Genomic DNA, 15,968 nt, shown 5'->3' on the forward strand with positions numbered 1-15,968 from the left:
TCATGCGCACCGAGAACGGCAAGATTGAAAACCGCACCACGCTGACCGAATACCTTCAACTCCACGGCATGTGGGTAGGGGACTGCACGGTCACCCACGGAGCGCACCTGCAACTCCACGGCACCATCACCGGCGACCTCACAGTCGGCAAGGGCTCGACCGCGACCGTCCATGGCATGGTCTCTGGCCACCTGACAGCCATCGGACGAGTCGAAGTGGCAGGGATGGTGGTGGGACGTGCGACCGGCGGCGGCCTGACGGTCGCCCGGGGTGCCCACGTGGGCCGGTAGCGCGTCATCGTGAGATTCGGAGTGACATTCGGATGAGATTCGACAGCTGATCGCCTGACGCCAGACTGCCCGCCCCGATCGGGACGGGCCGTTTCGCGTTCTCCCGTTTCGATGGGGAGCCGGCTCCGGGGGCGGCACCGCTCGGCAGAACGGGGCCGGAGACAAACCAAGGGCCCGCTGGGAGGCGGGCCCTTGGCCTTGGAGTTCCACGATTCGTGTTCGGCGAGTCGTTGGGACTTTGATCGACTCGATTTCCCACCGGGTCGTGGACCCGATGTGGTGAGGGACACCAGTGGTCAGGCTATCCCCTCAGGGGGTCAGTCCCGAAGGATGAAACCATAAATTCGGGTGAATTTCCTTGTGTGGTGCCGACAGCGTCCGGGAACGTGCCGGCTCCGGCGTCCATCGAGGCCAGTCTTCTTCGCTCCGGGACCGACGCCGAGCGCTTCACGGGACTCATCGCGCGACGCGCCCGACACGTGGAGAACAGGGCTCCTGCGCGTGGGGGTTCGCCTGTGGTGAGCTGGGGGGCGTGGCCTAGGCTTGCGTCATGATCCCTCCAGTTGTCGACCAGGCCTGGCTCGAGGCGCATCCCGAGGCGGTGATCGCGGACGTGCGGCACTACCTCGACGAGAGGCGCGGCGTCGACGCCTACCGGACGGGGCATCTCCCGGGGGCGCGGTTCATCGCCATGGACGTTGTGCTCGCCGATCCTGCCAGCCCCGAACTCGGACGCCATCCGCTGCCCGACCCGACCCGCTTCGCCGCAGGAATGGCGGCCAGCGGAATCGGCGACGACTCCGTGGTCGTCGCCTACGACGATGCCGGGGGAGCGATGGCGGGACGCCTCGTCTGGCTCCTGCGCCTGCTCGGCCACGACGCCGCGCTGCTCGACGGCGGCCTCAAGACATGGGAGGGAGACCTCGTCGAGGAATTGGATGTGCCGGAGATCGCCCAATTCACCCCTCGCCCCTGGCCCGCCGACGCGCTGGCCACCATGGACGAGACCGCTCACGGGCGGATCGTCATTGACGCAAGGGCCTCGGAGCGGTTCCGAGGGGAATCGGAGCCGATCGACCCCAAGGCCGGACACATCCCGGGGGCCAGGAGCCTGCCGCTCGGTGGCAACCTGGCCGAGGACGGCCGGTTCCGCACGCCTGAGGAACTCAGGGACCGGTTCTCCGGCATCGAGGCAGCCGAGGACGTCATCTCCTACTGCGGATCGGGTGTCACCGCATGTCACAACCTGATCGCCATGGAGTATGCCGGGTTGGGCCGCGGTCGGCTGTTTCCCGGGTCGTGGTCGGCGTGGAGCGCGAGCGGGCGTCCCGTCGCCACGGGTGACGAATCAGTCTGAGCGATTGAGCAGTCTTTTCGGGCATTGTGCGAAACTCGGTGGTTCATTGGGAGCGGTCACGGGTAGGCTCGTGACGAATTCCTCGACACGCGCGACTTTCTCCTAAGGAGTACTCAATGGCGACCACAGGCCGCGTCACCTTGCCCATCGAACAGGGCATGGGCGACCAGCTTCCAGGCCTCCTCTCCCGGCTCGGCGCCGACGCCGTGCGGAACTCGGACGGAACCTGGCTTCCTGAGATCACCCCGCAGCTCGGGGTGAAGGTCTACGAGACCTACTTCCCGGCACGTGGCAACCAGGAGTTCGCCCTCGCGCACCTCGACGCCCGTCCCCGCTTCTACCTGATGTCGGAGCGGGTCACTGCCCCGTCAGCCGAGCCGCTGGCGATCGACATCATGAAGGGCTACTACACCCTCCAGGTCGAGCCCGACCAGGGCGACTACCAGCGCTGGTGGGAGGTCATCGACCGCACGACCGGCGAGGTCGTCCCCGTCGAGGGATGGAGCGTGACGGGGGAGGGAAGTGACGTCACCGTCACCATCGCCGAGCCTGTCGCGTTCCACGTCTACACCGTCAGCTTCCTGTCGTGGCAGGTCTGGGACTCGACCCAGATGTACAACTACACGACCAACAACTGGGAAAACGATCCGACGCGCGTGCGTGAGATCGGCTACGACGTGCGCCACCCCGAGGCGTGGGAGTTCATGATGAGCTCGCTGCGCACCTGGTGCGAGGAGCGCCCCGAGGTCAACGTCGTGCGGTTCACGACGTTCTTCTACCACTTCACCCTCGTGTTCAACGACCTCGGCAAGGAGAAGTACGTCGACTGGTTCGGCTACTCGGCCTCCGTCTCGCCGCTGGCGATGGACGCCTTCGAGGCCGAGTACGGGTACAAGCTTCGCGCCGAGGACTTCATCGACGAGGGCTACTACAACAACTCGTTCCGGGTCCCGACGAAGGTCTTCCGCGACTGGATCGACTTCCAGAGCCGCTTCGTGTGCGCCCGGGTCAAGGAACTCGTCGACATCGTCCACGAGTTCGACAAGGAAGCCCTGATGTTCCTCGGTGACACCTGGATGGGCACCGAACCCTACGGGAAGTACTTCGCCGAGACCGGCATGGACGGCGTCGTCGGGTCGGTCGGATCGGCCGCCACCTGCCGCATGATCTCCGACATCCCCGGCGTGAAGTACACCGAGGGCCGCTTCCTCCCGTACTTCTTCCCCGACGTGTTCAAGCCCGGCGGCGATCCGCTCGGTGAGGCGAACGAGTCCTGGCTGCAGGCCCGCCGCGCGATCTCCCGCAAGCCGCTCGACCGGATCGGCTACGGCGGCTACCTCTCGCTCGCCGTCCAGTTCCCGGACTTCATGGCCCGCATCGAGCAGATCGCCAACGAGTTCCGCTCGATCCACGAGGTGGGCCACGGCCACCTGGCCGAGCGCTCCACGATCCGCGTCGGCGTGCTCAACGCCTGGGGTGAGCTGCGCAAGTGGCAGACGCACATGGTCGCCCACGCCCTCTGGTACAAGCAGATCTACTCCTACCTCGGCGTCCTCGAGTCCCTCGCCGGCCTCCCGTTCGACCTTCAGTTCGTCTCCTTCGAGGATGCGATCAACGGTCGCCTCGACGACCTCGACGTCGTGCTCAACGTCGGCGCCGCAGGCACCGCGTTCTCCGGCGGCGACACCTGGCTGGACCCCGAGCTCCAGGGCGTCCTGCGCCGCTTCGTCGGCAACGGGGGCGGCCTGATCGGCATCGGCGAGCCCACCGCCGTGCTCAAGGGCGGCGCCTACTTCCAGCTGTCCGACGTCCTCGGCGTAGACAAGGAGCTCGGCTTCTCCCAGTCGAGCGACCGCTACCCGGTCGAAACCCCCGAGCACTTCATCACCGCAGACCTCAAGGGCGCCCTCGACGTGGGCGAGGGAGCAGGCGACATCTTCGCCACCACCCGTGACACGGCGATCCTGCGCCTGCAGAACCGTTCGGTCGAGCTGGCAGCAAACCAGGCGGGCGAGGGCCGCGGCGTCTACATCGCCGGCCTTCCCTACAGCCACGACAACGCACGCCTGCTGCACCGCGCGATCTACTGGGCCGCGGACCGCGAGGCCGACTTCGACCACCAGTGGATCCCGTCCAACCCGGGCGTGGAGGTGGCCGTCTTCGAGCAGGCGGGCAAGGCGCTCGTGATGAACAACCTGACCGGGGCCGCGAGCACGACCCTCACCGGGCGCACCAGCGGGCTGGAGGGCGACGGCGAGCTCCGCGAGCTCCAGCTCGACCTCGAGCCGATGGAATCGCGCTGGATCGACCTGGCCTGAGTCCAGACAGCAACGCCCCCGACCGATCGGTCGGGGGCGTTCGTCGTCGATGGCGGCGCGGCTAATCGGCCCCGTCGTCGACGCGAAGGCTCAGCGACGAGCCCATCGGGATGGCCTGCACCATCCGCAACTTCGCGAGGGCGGGGTGGTCCTCCAGGATCTTCGCCCCGTTGGCGAGGGTGCGCAGTGCTGCCGTCTCGGCTCGCGCCGCCTCCAGTTGCGCCTGCCCCTGCGCCTTCGCCGTGATCAGCGCCATGGTCGCCGCCCGGAGCTCGGCCGGGATCAGTACGTCCTTGACCGCCACCGAGGCGACCTCGTAGCCGACCCTCGCTCCTGCCGCGACGGCTGCGTCGAGCACCCGCTGGGTCAGCGCCGGATCGTGACGCGCGGCCTTCGCCACCTCCGCGACCTCCAGGTCGGCGAACGCGTCACGCATGGCCAGCTGCACGGCAAGGTAGATCACCTGCTCGGGCTGCTCGAAACTCAGCGCGAGCACCGGGTCGACGACGGTGACCTCCGCCACCGCGGTGGCCTTCACCTGGGCGCCGTCGGCCGTCGGGATCTCCTGCGGGGCCAGCTGGATCAGCCGCCGGGCCGTCGAGACGGGTACGTAGCTGCCCCGGCGGTCGCGACGGTGCCTCCCTCGCGGAAGGACCTGCACCCGCCCACCGTCGTCGCTGGCCACGACGACCTCGAACGGATCGACCGTGACGTGGAACATGCTGAGCCGCATGTGGTCCTCCTCGAAGAGTTACGGGGGCTCCGTGGACCGGTCGGCGGGGCGCGGACCCTCGGTCGGGTGCATGGCGCCTCCGCGTGGTGCCGGGCCACGGAGCCCGGAGTGAGAACTGTCCTGTGCAGGGACGTCCCCGCGCCAATGTGGGAACGGGTCACGCCACAGCGCCTCCGCCCAGACACGGGCACGGGGTTCAGGTTACCGATCGGGTGCGTCACGCGGGGCCCAGACCCGCCGGGCTGCGTCCCGAGGGCCGAGGCAGGAGCCGTCCGCGCAGCGTGAACGCGGATCGGGTTTTCCTCACACGCGGGTAACCTTGTGCAGACAAGCCAACCTCTGGAGGTTTCACCATGCCGGCGCTTCGGTCCCGCACCACAACCCATGGCCGCAACATGGCGGGCGCGCGCGCCCTCTGGCGCGCCACGGGCGTCACGGACTCGGACTGGGGCAAGCCGATCGTGGCCGTCGCCAACTCGTTCACCCAGTTCGTGCCGGGTCACGTGCACCTGCGCGACATGGGAAAGCTCGTCTCCGAGTCGATTGCAGAGGCCGGCGGCATCGGCCGTGAGTTCAACACGATCGCCGTCGATGACGGCATCGCGATGGGCCACGGAGGCATGCTCTACTCGCTGCCGAGCCGCGAGCTGATCGCCGACTCGGTCGAGTACATGGTCAACGCGCACTGCGCCGACGCCCTCGTGTGTATCTCCAACTGCGACAAGATCACCCCCGGCATGTTCCTCGCCGCGCTGCGGCTCAACATCCCGACGGTGTTCGTCTCCGGCGGCCCGATGGAGGCGGGAAAGGCAGTGGTCAAGGAGGGCGGAACGGTCGAGAGCTCCCTCGACCTCGTCGACGCCATGGTCTCCGCCGTCGACCCCAACGTCAGCGACGCCGAGCTCGGCCGGATCGAGGCCAACGCCTGCCCGACCTGCGGGTCCTGTTCGGGCATGTTCACGGCCAACTCGATGAACTGTCTGCTCGAGGCGATCGGCCTCGCGCTGCCTGGCAACGGCTCGACCCTCGCCACCGCCGCCGCCCGCAAGGGCCTCTTCCAGGAGGCCGGGCGCCTCATCGTGGAGCTCTGCAAGGCGTACTACGACCAGGACGACGAGTCGGTGCTTCCCCTCTCCATCGCGACGAAGGCCGCTTTCGAGAACGCCATGAAGCTCGACGTCGCCATGGGCGGATCGACCAACACGGTGCTCCACCTGCTCGCCGCCGCCCAGGAGGCCGGCGTCGACTTCGACCTCGACGACATCGACGCCATCTCCCGCGTCACGCCCTGCCTGGCGAAGGTCGCGCCCAACTCCCCGAAGTACTACATGGAGGACGTCCACCGCGCCGGCGGCATCCCCGCGCTGCTCGGTGAGCTGAAGCGCGGCGGGAAACTCGACGAGTCCGTCCGCGCCGTCCACTCGCCGAGCCTCAGCGCCTGGCTGGGGGAGTGGGACATCCGCGGCGGGTCCGCGAGCGAGGCGGCCATCGAACTGTTCCACGCGGCCCCGGGCGGCGTGCGCACGACCGAGGCCTTTTCCTCGACCAACCGGTGGGAGAGCCTCGACACCGACTCGGAGGGCGGCTGCATCCGCTCCACCGAGCACCCGTACACCGCAGACGGTGGACTCGCCGTCCTCAAGGGCAACCTCGCGGTCGACGGGGCCATCGTCAAGACGGCGGGCGTCCCCGAGGATCAGTGGACCTTCACCGGCAAGGCCATCGTCACCGAGTCCCAGGACGAGGCCGTCGAGGCGATCCTCGGTAAGCGGGTCCAGCCGGGCGACGTGGTCATCGTCCGCTACGAGGGCCCCAAGGGCGGCCCGGGGATGCAGGAGATGCTGTACCCGACGTCCTACCTGAAGGGGCTCGGCCTCGGGCCCAAGTGTGCGCTGGTCACCGACGGACGCTTCTCGGGCGGCTCGTCCGGGCTGTCCATCGGACACGTCTCCCCGGAGGCGGCCTCCGGAGGCACGATCGGCCTGGTGGAGGACGGTGACCAGATCACGATCTCCATCCCCGATCGGCTGATCCGGCTCGACGTGGACGACGACACCCTCGCCGCCCGCCGCGCCCGACGTGACGCCGAGGGGTGGGCGCCGAAGGACCGCGAGCGTGAAGTGTCGACCGCGCTGAAGATCTTCGGCATGCTCGCCCAGTCGGCAGACAAGGGCGCGGCCCGCAAGCTCGACTGACCGCTGACGAGCCCGGCGATCCACGGATCGCCGGGCTCTCTGCATGCGTGGCGCCGTGCTCCTCCCGGGTGCCCGATACGATCGGGCGGAGCGGACCAGGAGGGCACATGACGCTTCCACAGTGGCTCACCACGATCTTCGTGATCGTCGAGTACGTGATGAAGATCATCGCCATCGGGGTGGTTCCCGAGAACCGCCGCCCGTCATCGTCATCGGCCTGGCTGCTGCTGATCCTCTTCCTGCCCGTCATCGGCTTCCCGCTCTACTGGCTCATCGGGAGCCCCTGGGTGCGGGGACGCCGTCAGAAGATCCAGGAACAGAGCGACGAGGTCATCAAGCGCCACACCGAGGGACTTCCGCTCGTCCCCGAGGGGGCCCACGCGAGCCCAGCGCTCGAACGCATCCTGCACATGAACCGGGCTCTGACCAGCATGCCCTGCATGACCGGCGAGGTGCTCGGCATGCACGGCGAGGCGGCCGAGACCTGATGTGAGGCACGGGAAGTGCCGCAGCGGGCCCTCGAGCCAGGCACCGAGACGGTGACACGCTTCCCCCAGTTGGCTCTTCCGCTCCGGGGTGAGGCGATCAGAGCCAGTTGCGCCACTTGAAGACGAAGTACATCGCGACTCCCGTGACCAGCATGAGGCCGAGCGCCCAGGCGTAGCCGAAGGGCCATTCCAGCTCTGGCATGTTGGTGAAGTTCATGCCGTAGGTCCCTGCGACGAGGCTCGGCACGAACAGCACGCCTGCCCAGGCCGCGATCCGGCGCGAGTCCTCGGCCTGGCGCAGGCTCGCCGCGGTCATGTTGGTGACCTCCTCGTTCTGGCGCTGGGTCTGCAGCGAGAGGTTGAGGTCGAGGGTTCCCTTGAGGGCCTCGCGCAGGGTCTCCACCCGCTCGTCGGCGATGATGGCGTGGTCCTCGATGTCGCGGAGCTCCTGCAGCACCCGTTCCGGTGCGTCGGACAGGAGCTGGTCGGCGCGCAGGTCGGCCATGATGTCGCGCAGCGGCCGGACGGCGCGCTGGAAGTCGATCACCTCACGCGAGAGCTGGTAGATCCGCTTCGAGACGTTCGTGCTGCCACCGAAGACCTCGGTCTCGATCTCGTCGACGTCGTTCTCGATGCCGAGCACGACGGGGCGGTACTCGTCTACGACGAGGTCGACCAGATGCAGCAGCACGGTGCGTGGACCCATGGCGAGCAGGTGCGGGTGCGCCTCCAGTTGGTCGCGGAGCTGGGAGAGGTCTGGTGTCGCCGCGTGTCGCAGCGTGATCACCAGCCGGTCACCGACGATCGTGTGGAGCTCGCCGAAGGCGACCGACTCGCTCCGGTCGATGTAGTCGGCCGCGCGCAGCACGAGGAAGGCGGTGTCGCCGTAGCGCTCGAACTTGGGTCGCTGATGGGCGGTGACTGCGTCCTCCACCAACAGCGGGCTGAGGGAGAACTGCTTCGACAGCAGCGACATCTCCTCATGCGTCGGGCGTAGCAGGCCCGCCCAGGCGAAGCCGTCGGGATGGGCGTCGAGCCCTTCGAACAGTTCGGCGAAGGTGGTGGGACTCGCCACCCGGTGACCGTCGACGTAGATGCCGGCGTCGACGATCGACGAGCCGGCCGCTGCCTCAGCGTGTTCGTACATCCCGCCTCCTGCCTGGAACGGGCTCAGACTACCGCCGGGCGACCTACTCGGCCGCGACCTTCGGGGTCGCGTCGCGTCGGGCCATGGCCCAGACGATGCCGCCGACAGCGACCACCAGCACGGCAACCAGCGCGGCGGGGGAGTACTGCCACAGCTTGACCACGGCCGCCCATCCGATGAAGCCCACCGTCGCGTAGAGAAACGCCCAGGCGACGCAGCCGACCGTGACGGCGGGAAGGTAGCGCCGAAGCGGCATCCGCGCGACCCCGGCGGCGAGGTTGATCACGGTCTGGATGCCGATCGTGAGGAAGCTCAGCGAGATCGCCGGTGCTCCCCACCGGTTCAGCCAGCGGGTCGCGTTGGCATAGTGCCGGGTGGTGATCATTCGCGCCAGCCGGGTGCGCTCCGCGCCCGCCGCCATGCCGCGGCCGAGCCAGTAGGTTCCGTTGGCCCGGAGCATCACAATGACGAAGAGAGCTACCACCACCACGAGGTAGGGGGCATCCCACGTCATCGGATTGAACACGGCTCTCCTCGCGTGACGAGACAGGTGGTGGGCAGAGTCTCCAGTCTATCCGGGATTCTGGGAGACTCCGTGTCGCGAAATCGCTCCATGTCGTCGGCCATCGCATTCGGGCTCTGGGCCCCGCCCGGCGTGAGTGGCGCTGACAGCGTCGTGCGCATGTGGCTGGTGTTTCCCCGATGACGGGCCTGTTGATCGCCGGCTACGTCATCAACAAGTTCCGCGGCGACCGTTCGATCCTCGAGCCCGGCCTCGACGACCTGAGCAGAAGGACCGGGCTGCGCAACTTCGGCGTCCTGCCCTACCTGCACGGGATGTGGATCGACGGCGAGGACGCGCTGGAGGTTGCCCGGTGGCACCGGGACGCCACCCCGACGTGAGGGGCGGTGGCGGGGCGAGGCCGTCTCGGGCTACGAGATCCACCACGGACGCGCCGCGTGCGGGCCCGGAGACGAGGAGTTCCTCGACGGCGTACGGGTCGGGTCGGTGTGGGCAACGATGTGGCACGGCTCGCTCGAGTCCGACGGGTTCCGGCGCGCCTGGCTCCGCGAAGTGGCGAGGCAGGCAGGCCGCGTCTGGTCTCCGTCGGACGACGGGGTCGGGTTCGCCGCGGCGCGCGAGGCCATGATCGAGACCATCGCCGACGCCATCGAGCGTCACGTCGAGGTGGACGAGCTCCTGTCGCTTGCCAGGTGACGGATCAGGGCACGCGGTGCCCGGCCGCGCGGAACAGTTCGTACCACTCGGGCCGGGTCAGTGGGACGTCCGACCCGAGCGCCGCGCCCGCGACGCGTTCGGGCGTCGTGGTGCCGAGCACGACCTGCATCCCCGCAGGGTGCCGCGTGATCCAGGCGGTGGCGATCGCGATCGCGGGAACGTCGTACCTGGCGGCGAGCCGGTCGATCACGGCGTTGAGCTCCGGGTACTCGTCCGAGCCGAGGAAGACGCCGGTGAAGAAGCCTCCCTGGAAGGGCGACCAGGCCTGGATCGTGATCCCGTTGATCCGGCAGTACTCGACGAGGCCGCCACCGTCGAGCACGACGGACTGGTCAAGGTCGGACATGTTCGCGGCGATCCCCTGCGCGATCAGCGGGGAGTGCGTGATCGAGAGCTGGAGCTGGTTCGCGACGAGCGGCTGGCGCACCGCCGTCCGCAGCAGATCGATCTGACGCGGCGTGTGGTTCGAGACGCCGAAGGCGCGGACCTTCCCGGCGGCCTCCAGTTCGTCGAACGCGCGGGCCACCTCGTCGGGCTCGACGAGTGCGTCCGGGCGGTGCAGCAGCAGGACGTCGATGTAGTCGGTGCGCAGAGCGCGCAGCGACCCCTCGACCTGCCGCATGATGTGCTCATACGAGAAGTCGAAGTAGGGCCCGTCCGTGACGATCCCGCACTTCGTCTGGATCGTGATCTCGGAGCGCTCGGCAGGAGAGAGGCGCATGGCCTCGGCGAACCGCTCCTCGCAGGCATGGTCCCGCCCGCCGTAGATGTCGGCGTGGTCGAAGAAGTCGATCCCCGAGTCCCGGGCCGTGCTGACAAGGGTGCGGATCTCCTCGTCGCTCTTGTCGACGATCCGCATCAGCCCCAGCACGACATTTGGCACCTGAGGTCCGTCGTGACCGAGGGGAACTGTCCTCATGCTGCTCATTTGTTGTGCCCTTCTCGAGACGCTCGTTCTTCGCTGAGACGATATCCCGCCTGGGGGGTACCTAGTGGAGAAGGGTGCTCGCCGCGAGGATCACCGGCACACACAAGAGCGTCGACCACAGCGTCGTGGCCTGCACGAGCGAGGTCGAGGTCCGGTAGCGCATGGCGTGGACGAACACGATCTGGGCGGTGGGCAGCGCCGCAAGCACGACGGCGGCCTTCAACGGGGCACCGGAGAGCCCGAGGAGAAGACCGACGCCCAGGGCGACGGCAGGTACGACGAGCACCTTGACCAGGATCGCCGCGACGGTCATCGGGGTGAGCCTGCGCAGAGACGGCAACGGGCTCCAGTGGAACGACATCCCGAACGCGAGCAGCATGGTCGGGATGCCGAGGTCGGCGAGCAGGCCCATCGGACTCCAGATCAGCGACGGCGGCTCCCATCCGCTGAGGTTGACCGCGAGCCCGATCGCGCCACCCAGCACGAGAGGATGGGTCAGGAAGCTGCGCAGCACGGAGTGGCCCCGCCCGGTGGGCGTCGTCTCGAGCATGGCGACCGCCGTCGGTTGGAGGACGAGCACCTGCAGCAGCATCGCGGGCGCGGCCCAGGCCGCGTCGCCGAGCACGTAGGCGGCGATCGGAATGCCGAGATTGCCTGCGTTGACGTAGCTGGTGGTCAGGTAGCCGATCGTGGCCTCCGCGCGGGTCGCGCCGAGGAACCTCCTGGCCGCGAGGGCGAAGGCGAGGCCGGTGCCGACGCACGCGATGCCGAAGGCGATCACGTGTGCGCCGAGCAGTCGGTCGAGGTCGGCCTCGGCGACCGCCACCAGCACCAGCGCGGGCTGGCCGACGAAGTACGCGACGTCACCGAGGGTGCGCCCCGCTGTGCGGCCGACGGCGCGCGTCCGGGCGAGCAGGTAGCCGACGCCCACGACGATGGCGATCGTGCTGAACCCCTCGAGCGCCGACCACATGGGCTCAGCCTAGTGCCGCCGGGCGCGGCGATCCGTGGCCGGCCGCCGTGCGTCAGATGGCCAGGCGGGCGTCCAGCCAGCGGCCGATGGCCTCGCGGATGAGGGGCGCATCCGCCTTCAGGGAATGGTCACCCTTCACGACGACGATCTCGCCCGAGGCCGGCGGCTCAGGCATGCCGAAGGGATCCGACTCGCCCTGGACGACCAACACCGGCACGGTGACCGCGCTCAACTCGTCCTGGCGTGACGGCCTGCCCTTCGGCGGCTGGAGCGGGAAGGCGAGGCAGACGACACCGTCGCTCCCGGTCACCTCGGAGGTCCGGCAGGCGACCCGCCCGCCATAGGAGCGGCCGCCTGTGATCAGCGGGCCGTCCGGAAGGCGCGACCTCAGGCCGGCCGTCACGGCGGTGAACGCCTCGTCGGTCTGCGTTCCGCGCGGAGGCACCCGCCGTCCGGCCACCGCGTAGGGAGGCTGCACGAGGGCGGCAGCCATACCGCGCCCGAGTGCCACGCGGCAGGCGAGTTCCAGGTCGCCCGACCCGATGAAACCGCTTGCTCCCGGCCCCAGAACGAGCAGTCCACGCGCCGTCGTCTCGGGGTCGCTGAGCAGGACCTTCGCCGGGCCGTTGGCGGTTTCGACGGTGAGCTCTTCCATGCCGCTGATCCTAGGCGTCGAGGGCCAGCCGCACGGGCAGAGCGTCGTCGTCGTCCCGAGCCGCCGGGGGAACGGGTACCCGGCGACCGGCGTCCGGCCTCAGTCGGCCTGGGCTGTCTGCATCGCCACCCAGGCCTCCGGCTGGTGCGCGCAGGTCGGGTCGCTCGCGAGCGGGTCGCCGAGCATGGCGTGGGCGCGGGCGCGGGAACCGCCGCAGATCCAGTTGAACTCGCACACGCCGCACTTGCCCGAGTAGCTCGACGGGTCGCGAAGGGCCTGCATCATCGGCGCCTCGGCGTAGATCTCGCGGAAGCTCTGCTCCTTGACCGAACCACAGCGGTAGGGGAGGAAGCCGGAGGGGTAGACGTCGCCGATGTGATCCACGAAGGCGAACCCGCGCCCGGAGTTGACGCCGATCGGCGGCCTTGGCGGGCGGCGATCGGTGACGGGCCCGAGCAGTCGCTCGGTCTCTTCGGTCAACCAGGCGTGCAGGGCCCCCGTCTCCGGCATGGGGAGACCCGCGCTCCGTGCGTCGTCGCGCTGCAGGGCGACGCGGCGGTAGTTCGGCGCCTCGGTCACCTTCACGGCGATCCGGTCGGAGACGTCGTGCAGCCAGTGCAGCACGTCTTCCATCTCCTGCGGATCCAGCGCCTCGAGGTTCGAGCCGCGGCCCATAGGCACCAGGAACAGCAGGTACCACATGCCGGCCCCCATGGACTTCACCGTCTGCAGGATCTGCGGAAGTTCGCGCAGGTTGTTGCGGCAGATCGTGGTGTTGACCTGGAACCGGAAACCGTGGCGCACCACGAGCTCGGCCGCGGCGAGCGAGTCGTCGAAGGTTCCGTCGATCCCGCGGAACGAGTCGTGGGTGGCCGCGGTCGCGCCGTCGAGCGAGATCGAGAAGGCCTTGACGCCTGCCTCACGCACCGAGGCGAGCCGCTCGTCGGTGAGTAGCGGGGTGACCGACGGGGAGAGCGCGATCGGCAGGCCGATCGAGGTGCCGTAGCTGATCAGCTCCTCCAGGTCGTCGCGTTCAAAGGCGTCGCCACCGGAGAGGATCACGATCGGGCGGGGCGTGCCGTATGCCGCGAAGTCGTCCAGCAGGGCCTTGCCCTGTTCGGTGGTCAGCTGCCGCGGATCGGCCCGCGTGAAGGCGTCGGCACGACAGTGGCGACAGGCGAGCTGACAGGCGCGGGTGACCTCCCACACGAGCACATGGGGACGCTCCTCGGCGGCGTGGTGCAGGGTCCGCACCACTCCCTTGCGCGCGCTGTGTGGGTGGACGTGGGAAGGGTGTTCGTTCACCCCAGCGATACTACGAAACGTCGTATTGACTGCTGTCTTCAGGGTCGATTTGTGACGGCACCACGGTCGTACTCGCGACCGCTCGTCGTGTACTAGGTTGGGATTCGGAGGTACATGCGTGAGCGACTACAAGGACTTCGATTTCGACAGCACCCAGAAGGAGGCGTGGGAGGAGTTCTCCCGACGCCTCGACGAGGTGCTGTCGGTGATGGATGCCACCGCCGACCTGACGATCTCGGTCGCGTCGGCCTCTGATGACGCCCCGCGCCCGGGCATCCGCTTCTCGATCACCGCGCCGCAGCAGATCTCCGCCTACGTGACAGGTTCGGCGGCCGGCCGGGCGACCGATCGCGAGGGTGAGCTGCTCGCAGGCCTCGGCTGGAACGAGCCGACCGACGCCGAGCCGTTGTTCCACACCGCCGTCGACCAGGAGTCCTCGGCCGAGCTCGCGCTGCTTTCCACCGACACTCTCGCCGACGTCTTCGGCGTGCTGCACCCGATCTTCCTCGAACCGGACCAGCTCGCCGAGATCCTGCAGGTGCAGGGGGAGTGGACGCCGCTCGCACCGAGGCCGCTCAGCCGGGAGGAGATGTCGCTCCGCACGGGCAGCCGGATCGAGCTCGACCACCTGGTCGACGCCGTGCTGCGTCGCGAGTTCGGCCATCCTCCGCTGCGCAACGAGCAGGGCGACGTGGCGATCCGGGTCGGCTCGACCATGGTGTTCCTCCGCTCGACGCCCGACGCGGCCGAGCTCGTGCTCTTCTCTCCGCTGGTGCACGACGTCAGTGGGCGCTCCCGGGCATGCGAGGTGCTCAACGACCTCAACGTCGAATCCCGGTTCGGGCGCTTCTCGCTGCATCGCGATCGCGTCTTCGTGCAGCTCTCCGTCGCGGCTCAGCCCTTCGTCCCCGCCCATCTGCATCAGGCGCTGCGCGCCCTCAGCCAGATCGCCGACGGGATCGACGACGAGCTGGCCAGTCGGCTCGGTGGCAGGACGACCTTCCAATCATCCTGACCCGGTCAGGCCGGCGGGGGAGCCTGCCCCGCCGGCCCTCAGCCGGTTCCGCGGTCAGCGGTTGGCCCTGCCCGCAGGAGTCGGCAGGGCGAAGCTGCACGGCCGCAGCTCCGGTTTCTTGTCACACGCCTTCGGCAGGCGCGGCGTGACGGCGTCCTCGAGGGTGTCGACCATCGCGTGGAAGGCCGGCTTGAGCTGGCCGTCGGCGGTCATCAGCGTCGCCCAGCCCTCGCGCGCGAAGGTCTGCGGCACCCAAGAGTAGGCGTCGTTGAAGCCCCACACGGTGAAGCTGGTGCACGCCTCGTTGTCGAGGCAGGCCTTGAGCAGCTTCACGTGGCGATTCGTGTGCTCGGCGACCTCTTCATCGGTCGGCTCGCGGCCCTCCACCTCGGGGATCCGGACGTCGGCCTCGGTGATGGCCACCTTCAGGCCCAGGTCGGCGAAGCGCTCGAGGTTGGCCTCGAGGCCGTTGTCGTAGTCGTACTGCAGGCTGAGGTGGGCCTGGGCGCCGAAGCCGTGCAGTGGCACGCCGTCGGCGAGCAGGCGCTTGGCGAGGCCGTAGTAGGCGTCGGTCTTCTCGTTGATTCCCTCCGCGTTGTAGTCGTTGAGGAACAGCCGGGCCTTCGGGTCGGCCTTGTGTGCCCACCGGAACGCGTCACCGATCAGGGCCTCGGGGTCGTCCGCGCACGCCTTCAGGAACGGATTGGAGTTGGTGCGCAGCCTGACGCCGCCGACGTCCCAGGTGTCCTGGTAGATCTCGTTGGCCACGTCCCACTCGTAGATCTTGTTCTTGTAGCGGCCCACGACGGTGGTGATGTGGTCCTTGAGGACGGCGCGCGCCTCGTCGCAGGTCCAGGTGGCGCTCGCCTCGGTGACCCATGCCGGGTTCTGGCTGTGCCACAGCAGCGTGTGGCCGCGAACCTGCTGACCGTTGCGCTTGGCGAACTCCATCACGGCATCGGCGCCGCTGAAGTCGTAGACCCCCTCTTCCGGGTGGATCTCGGCCCACTTCATGTCGTTCTCGGGCGTGATCGAGTCGAACTGGGCGCCGATCAGCTGCTGGTAGGTCGTCGGGTTCTTGCGGTCGTAGTCGATCAGGTCGCGCTGGCCCCACGCGGCGGTGCCGATGAGGGGGCGGTCCGGGCCTGCGTCTCGCAGCGTCGCCTGATCCGCCCCTGCTGTCGGGGCGGAGAGGAGCAGCGTCGCGGAGGCGGCGAGCGTGAGGCCGCCGAGCAGTGGACCTCTGATGGTTCGCATCTGGGGAACTCCTTTGTCTCGATGCGCCCTGTCTTTTGGTGTGTGACAGAACTAAACGGAGAATAGG

16 protein-coding genes are annotated in these 15,968 nt (G+C 68.6%); 8 read left to right on the forward strand and 8 right to left on the reverse strand.

Annotation, left to right across the window (positions count from 1 at the left end; genetic code table 11):
- Window positions 1-2: 2 nt before the first annotated feature.
- From BW733_RS15260 to gnpA, 3 genes are all read left to right on the forward strand, one after another.
- A complete protein-coding gene (locus BW733_RS15260; protein ID WP_077351798.1) occupies window positions 3-290 on the forward strand; it encodes a bactofilin family protein in 288 nt (95 codons plus the stop codon).
- A gap of 550 nt (window positions 291-840) precedes the next feature.
- Window positions 841-1,647 carry a sulfurtransferase gene (locus BW733_RS15265; RefSeq protein WP_077351800.1) on the forward strand — a complete coding sequence of 269 codons (807 nt, stop codon included), beginning with the start codon at window positions 841-843 and terminating at the stop codon, window positions 1,645-1,647.
- Window positions 1,648-1,763: 116 nt separating this feature from the next.
- Entirely contained in the window at window positions 1,764-3,965 is a 2,202-nt protein-coding gene (gene gnpA, locus BW733_RS15270; protein ID WP_077351802.1) for a 1,3-beta-galactosyl-N-acetylhexosamine phosphorylase, read from the forward strand.
- Window positions 3,966-4,026: 61 nt separating this feature from the next.
- Here gnpA and BW733_RS15275 read toward each other — a convergent pair whose 3' ends face one another.
- Window positions 4,027-4,698, reverse strand: coding sequence for an SPFH domain-containing protein (locus tag BW733_RS15275; protein ID WP_077351804.1), 672 nt, complete (start codon window positions 4,696-4,698; stop codon window positions 4,027-4,029).
- Window positions 4,699-5,051: 353 nt separating this feature from the next.
- Here BW733_RS15275 and ilvD point away from each other — a divergent pair, with 353 nt between their 5' ends.
- Both ilvD and BW733_RS15285 read left to right on the forward strand, forming a co-directional pair.
- On the forward strand, window positions 5,052-6,893 hold the full coding sequence (gene ilvD / locus BW733_RS15280) for a dihydroxy-acid dehydratase (RefSeq protein WP_077351806.1): 1,842 nt from the start codon (window positions 5,052-5,054) through the stop codon (window positions 6,891-6,893).
- A gap of 107 nt (window positions 6,894-7,000) precedes the next feature.
- Window positions 7,001-7,381, forward strand: coding sequence for a PLDc N-terminal domain-containing protein (locus BW733_RS15285; protein WP_077351808.1), 381 nt, complete (start codon window positions 7,001-7,003; stop codon window positions 7,379-7,381).
- A 97-nt stretch (window positions 7,382-7,478) separates the two neighbouring features.
- Here BW733_RS15285 and BW733_RS15290 read toward each other — a convergent pair whose 3' ends face one another.
- Window positions 7,479-8,528, reverse strand: a complete 1,050-nt coding sequence (locus tag BW733_RS15290) for a magnesium and cobalt transport protein CorA (RefSeq protein WP_077351810.1) — start codon at window positions 8,526-8,528, stop codon at window positions 7,479-7,481.
- Between the two features lie 43 nt (window positions 8,529-8,571).
- A complete protein-coding gene (locus BW733_RS15295; RefSeq protein ID WP_237268230.1) occupies window positions 8,572-9,054 on the reverse strand; it encodes a DedA family protein in 483 nt (160 codons plus the stop codon).
- Window positions 9,055-9,230: 176 nt separating this feature from the next.
- Here BW733_RS15295 and BW733_RS15300 point away from each other — a divergent pair, with 176 nt between their 5' ends.
- Together BW733_RS15300 and BW733_RS15305 are read left to right on the forward strand one after the other, a co-directional pair.
- Entirely contained in the window at window positions 9,231-9,431 is a 201-nt protein-coding gene (locus tag BW733_RS15300) for a hypothetical protein (RefSeq protein WP_077351812.1), read from the forward strand.
- Window positions 9,397-9,747 (forward strand): cobyric acid synthase, encoded by a 351-nt coding sequence (locus BW733_RS15305; RefSeq protein WP_077351815.1) that lies wholly within the window; start codon window positions 9,397-9,399, stop codon window positions 9,745-9,747. The genes BW733_RS15300 and BW733_RS15305 overlap by 35 nt, the downstream gene beginning before the upstream one ends.
- A gap of 4 nt (window positions 9,748-9,751) precedes the next feature.
- Here the strand turns inward: BW733_RS15305 and BW733_RS15310 are convergent, their stop codons facing one another.
- The 4 genes from BW733_RS15310 to BW733_RS15325 all read right to left on the reverse strand — a co-directional run bounded on the left by BW733_RS15310 (window position 9,752) and on the right by BW733_RS15325 (window position 13,629).
- Window positions 9,752-10,651: an aldo/keto reductase gene (locus BW733_RS15310; protein WP_202970225.1), complete on the reverse strand. Its 900-nt coding sequence runs from the start codon at window positions 10,649-10,651 to the stop codon at window positions 9,752-9,754.
- A gap of 106 nt (window positions 10,652-10,757) precedes the next feature.
- Window positions 10,758-11,669 carry an AEC family transporter gene (locus tag BW733_RS15315; protein WP_077351817.1) on the reverse strand — a complete coding sequence of 304 codons (912 nt, stop codon included), beginning with the start codon at window positions 11,667-11,669 and terminating at the stop codon, window positions 10,758-10,760.
- A gap of 52 nt (window positions 11,670-11,721) precedes the next feature.
- Window positions 11,722-12,324 carry an alpha/beta hydrolase family protein gene (locus BW733_RS15320; protein ID WP_077351819.1) on the reverse strand — a complete coding sequence of 201 codons (603 nt, stop codon included), beginning with the start codon at window positions 12,322-12,324 and terminating at the stop codon, window positions 11,722-11,724.
- Window positions 12,325-12,423: 99 nt separating this feature from the next.
- Window positions 12,424-13,629 carry a TIGR04053 family radical SAM/SPASM domain-containing protein gene (locus BW733_RS15325; RefSeq protein WP_237268231.1) on the reverse strand — a complete coding sequence of 402 codons (1,206 nt, stop codon included), beginning with the start codon at window positions 13,627-13,629 and terminating at the stop codon, window positions 12,424-12,426.
- A gap of 118 nt (window positions 13,630-13,747) precedes the next feature.
- Between BW733_RS15325 and BW733_RS15330 the strand changes: the two genes are divergently transcribed.
- Window positions 13,748-14,644, forward strand: coding sequence for a T3SS (YopN, CesT) and YbjN peptide-binding chaperone 1 (locus BW733_RS15330; protein WP_077351823.1), 897 nt, complete (start codon window positions 13,748-13,750; stop codon window positions 14,642-14,644).
- A gap of 54 nt (window positions 14,645-14,698) precedes the next feature.
- On the opposite strand, the gene BW733_RS15335 is transcribed toward BW733_RS15330, so the two are convergent.
- The gene (locus tag BW733_RS15335; RefSeq protein ID WP_077351825.1) at window positions 14,699-15,901 is read right to left on the reverse strand and encodes an endo-1,4-beta-xylanase; all 1,203 of its coding nucleotides are present in this window, start codon (window positions 15,899-15,901) and stop codon (window positions 14,699-14,701) included.
- Window positions 15,902-15,968 lie beyond the last annotated feature (67 nt).

Origin of the sequence: Tessaracoccus flavescens (genome assembly GCF_001998865.1) — a bacterium.
In the GTDB taxonomy this organism is placed as follows: Bacteria; Actinomycetota; Actinomycetes; order Propionibacteriales; family Propionibacteriaceae; genus Arachnia; species Arachnia flavescens.

Excerpts from the sequence above, each read along its gene's own strand:
- BW733_RS15260 (WP_077351798.1), top strand. The coding sequence starts at position 3 with ATGCGCACCGAGAACGGCAAGATTGAAAACCGCACCACGCTGACCGAA.
- BW733_RS15265 (WP_077351800.1), top strand. The coding sequence starts at position 841 with ATGATCCCTCCAGTTGTCGACCAGGCCTGGCTCGAGGCGCATCCCGAG.
- gnpA (WP_077351802.1), top strand. The coding sequence starts at position 1,764 with ATGGCGACCACAGGCCGCGTCACCTTGCCCATCGAACAGGGCATGGGC.
- BW733_RS15275 (WP_077351804.1), bottom strand. The coding sequence starts at position 4,698 with ATGCGGCTCAGCATGTTCCACGTCACGGTCGATCCGTTCGAGGTCGTC.
- ilvD (WP_077351806.1), top strand. The coding sequence starts at position 5,052 with ATGCCGGCGCTTCGGTCCCGCACCACAACCCATGGCCGCAACATGGCG.
- BW733_RS15285 (WP_077351808.1), top strand. The coding sequence starts at position 7,001 with ATGACGCTTCCACAGTGGCTCACCACGATCTTCGTGATCGTCGAGTAC.
- BW733_RS15290 (WP_077351810.1), bottom strand. The coding sequence starts at position 8,528 with ATGTACGAACACGCTGAGGCAGCGGCCGGCTCGTCGATCGTCGACGCC.
- BW733_RS15300 (WP_077351812.1), top strand. The coding sequence starts at position 9,231 with ATGACGGGCCTGTTGATCGCCGGCTACGTCATCAACAAGTTCCGCGGC.
- BW733_RS15315 (WP_077351817.1), bottom strand. The coding sequence starts at position 11,669 with ATGTGGTCGGCGCTCGAGGGGTTCAGCACGATCGCCATCGTCGTGGGC.
- BW733_RS15320 (WP_077351819.1), bottom strand. The coding sequence starts at position 12,324 with ATGGAAGAGCTCACCGTCGAAACCGCCAACGGCCCGGCGAAGGTCCTG.
- BW733_RS15335 (WP_077351825.1), bottom strand. The coding sequence starts at position 15,901 with ATGCGAACCATCAGAGGTCCACTGCTCGGCGGCCTCACGCTCGCCGCC.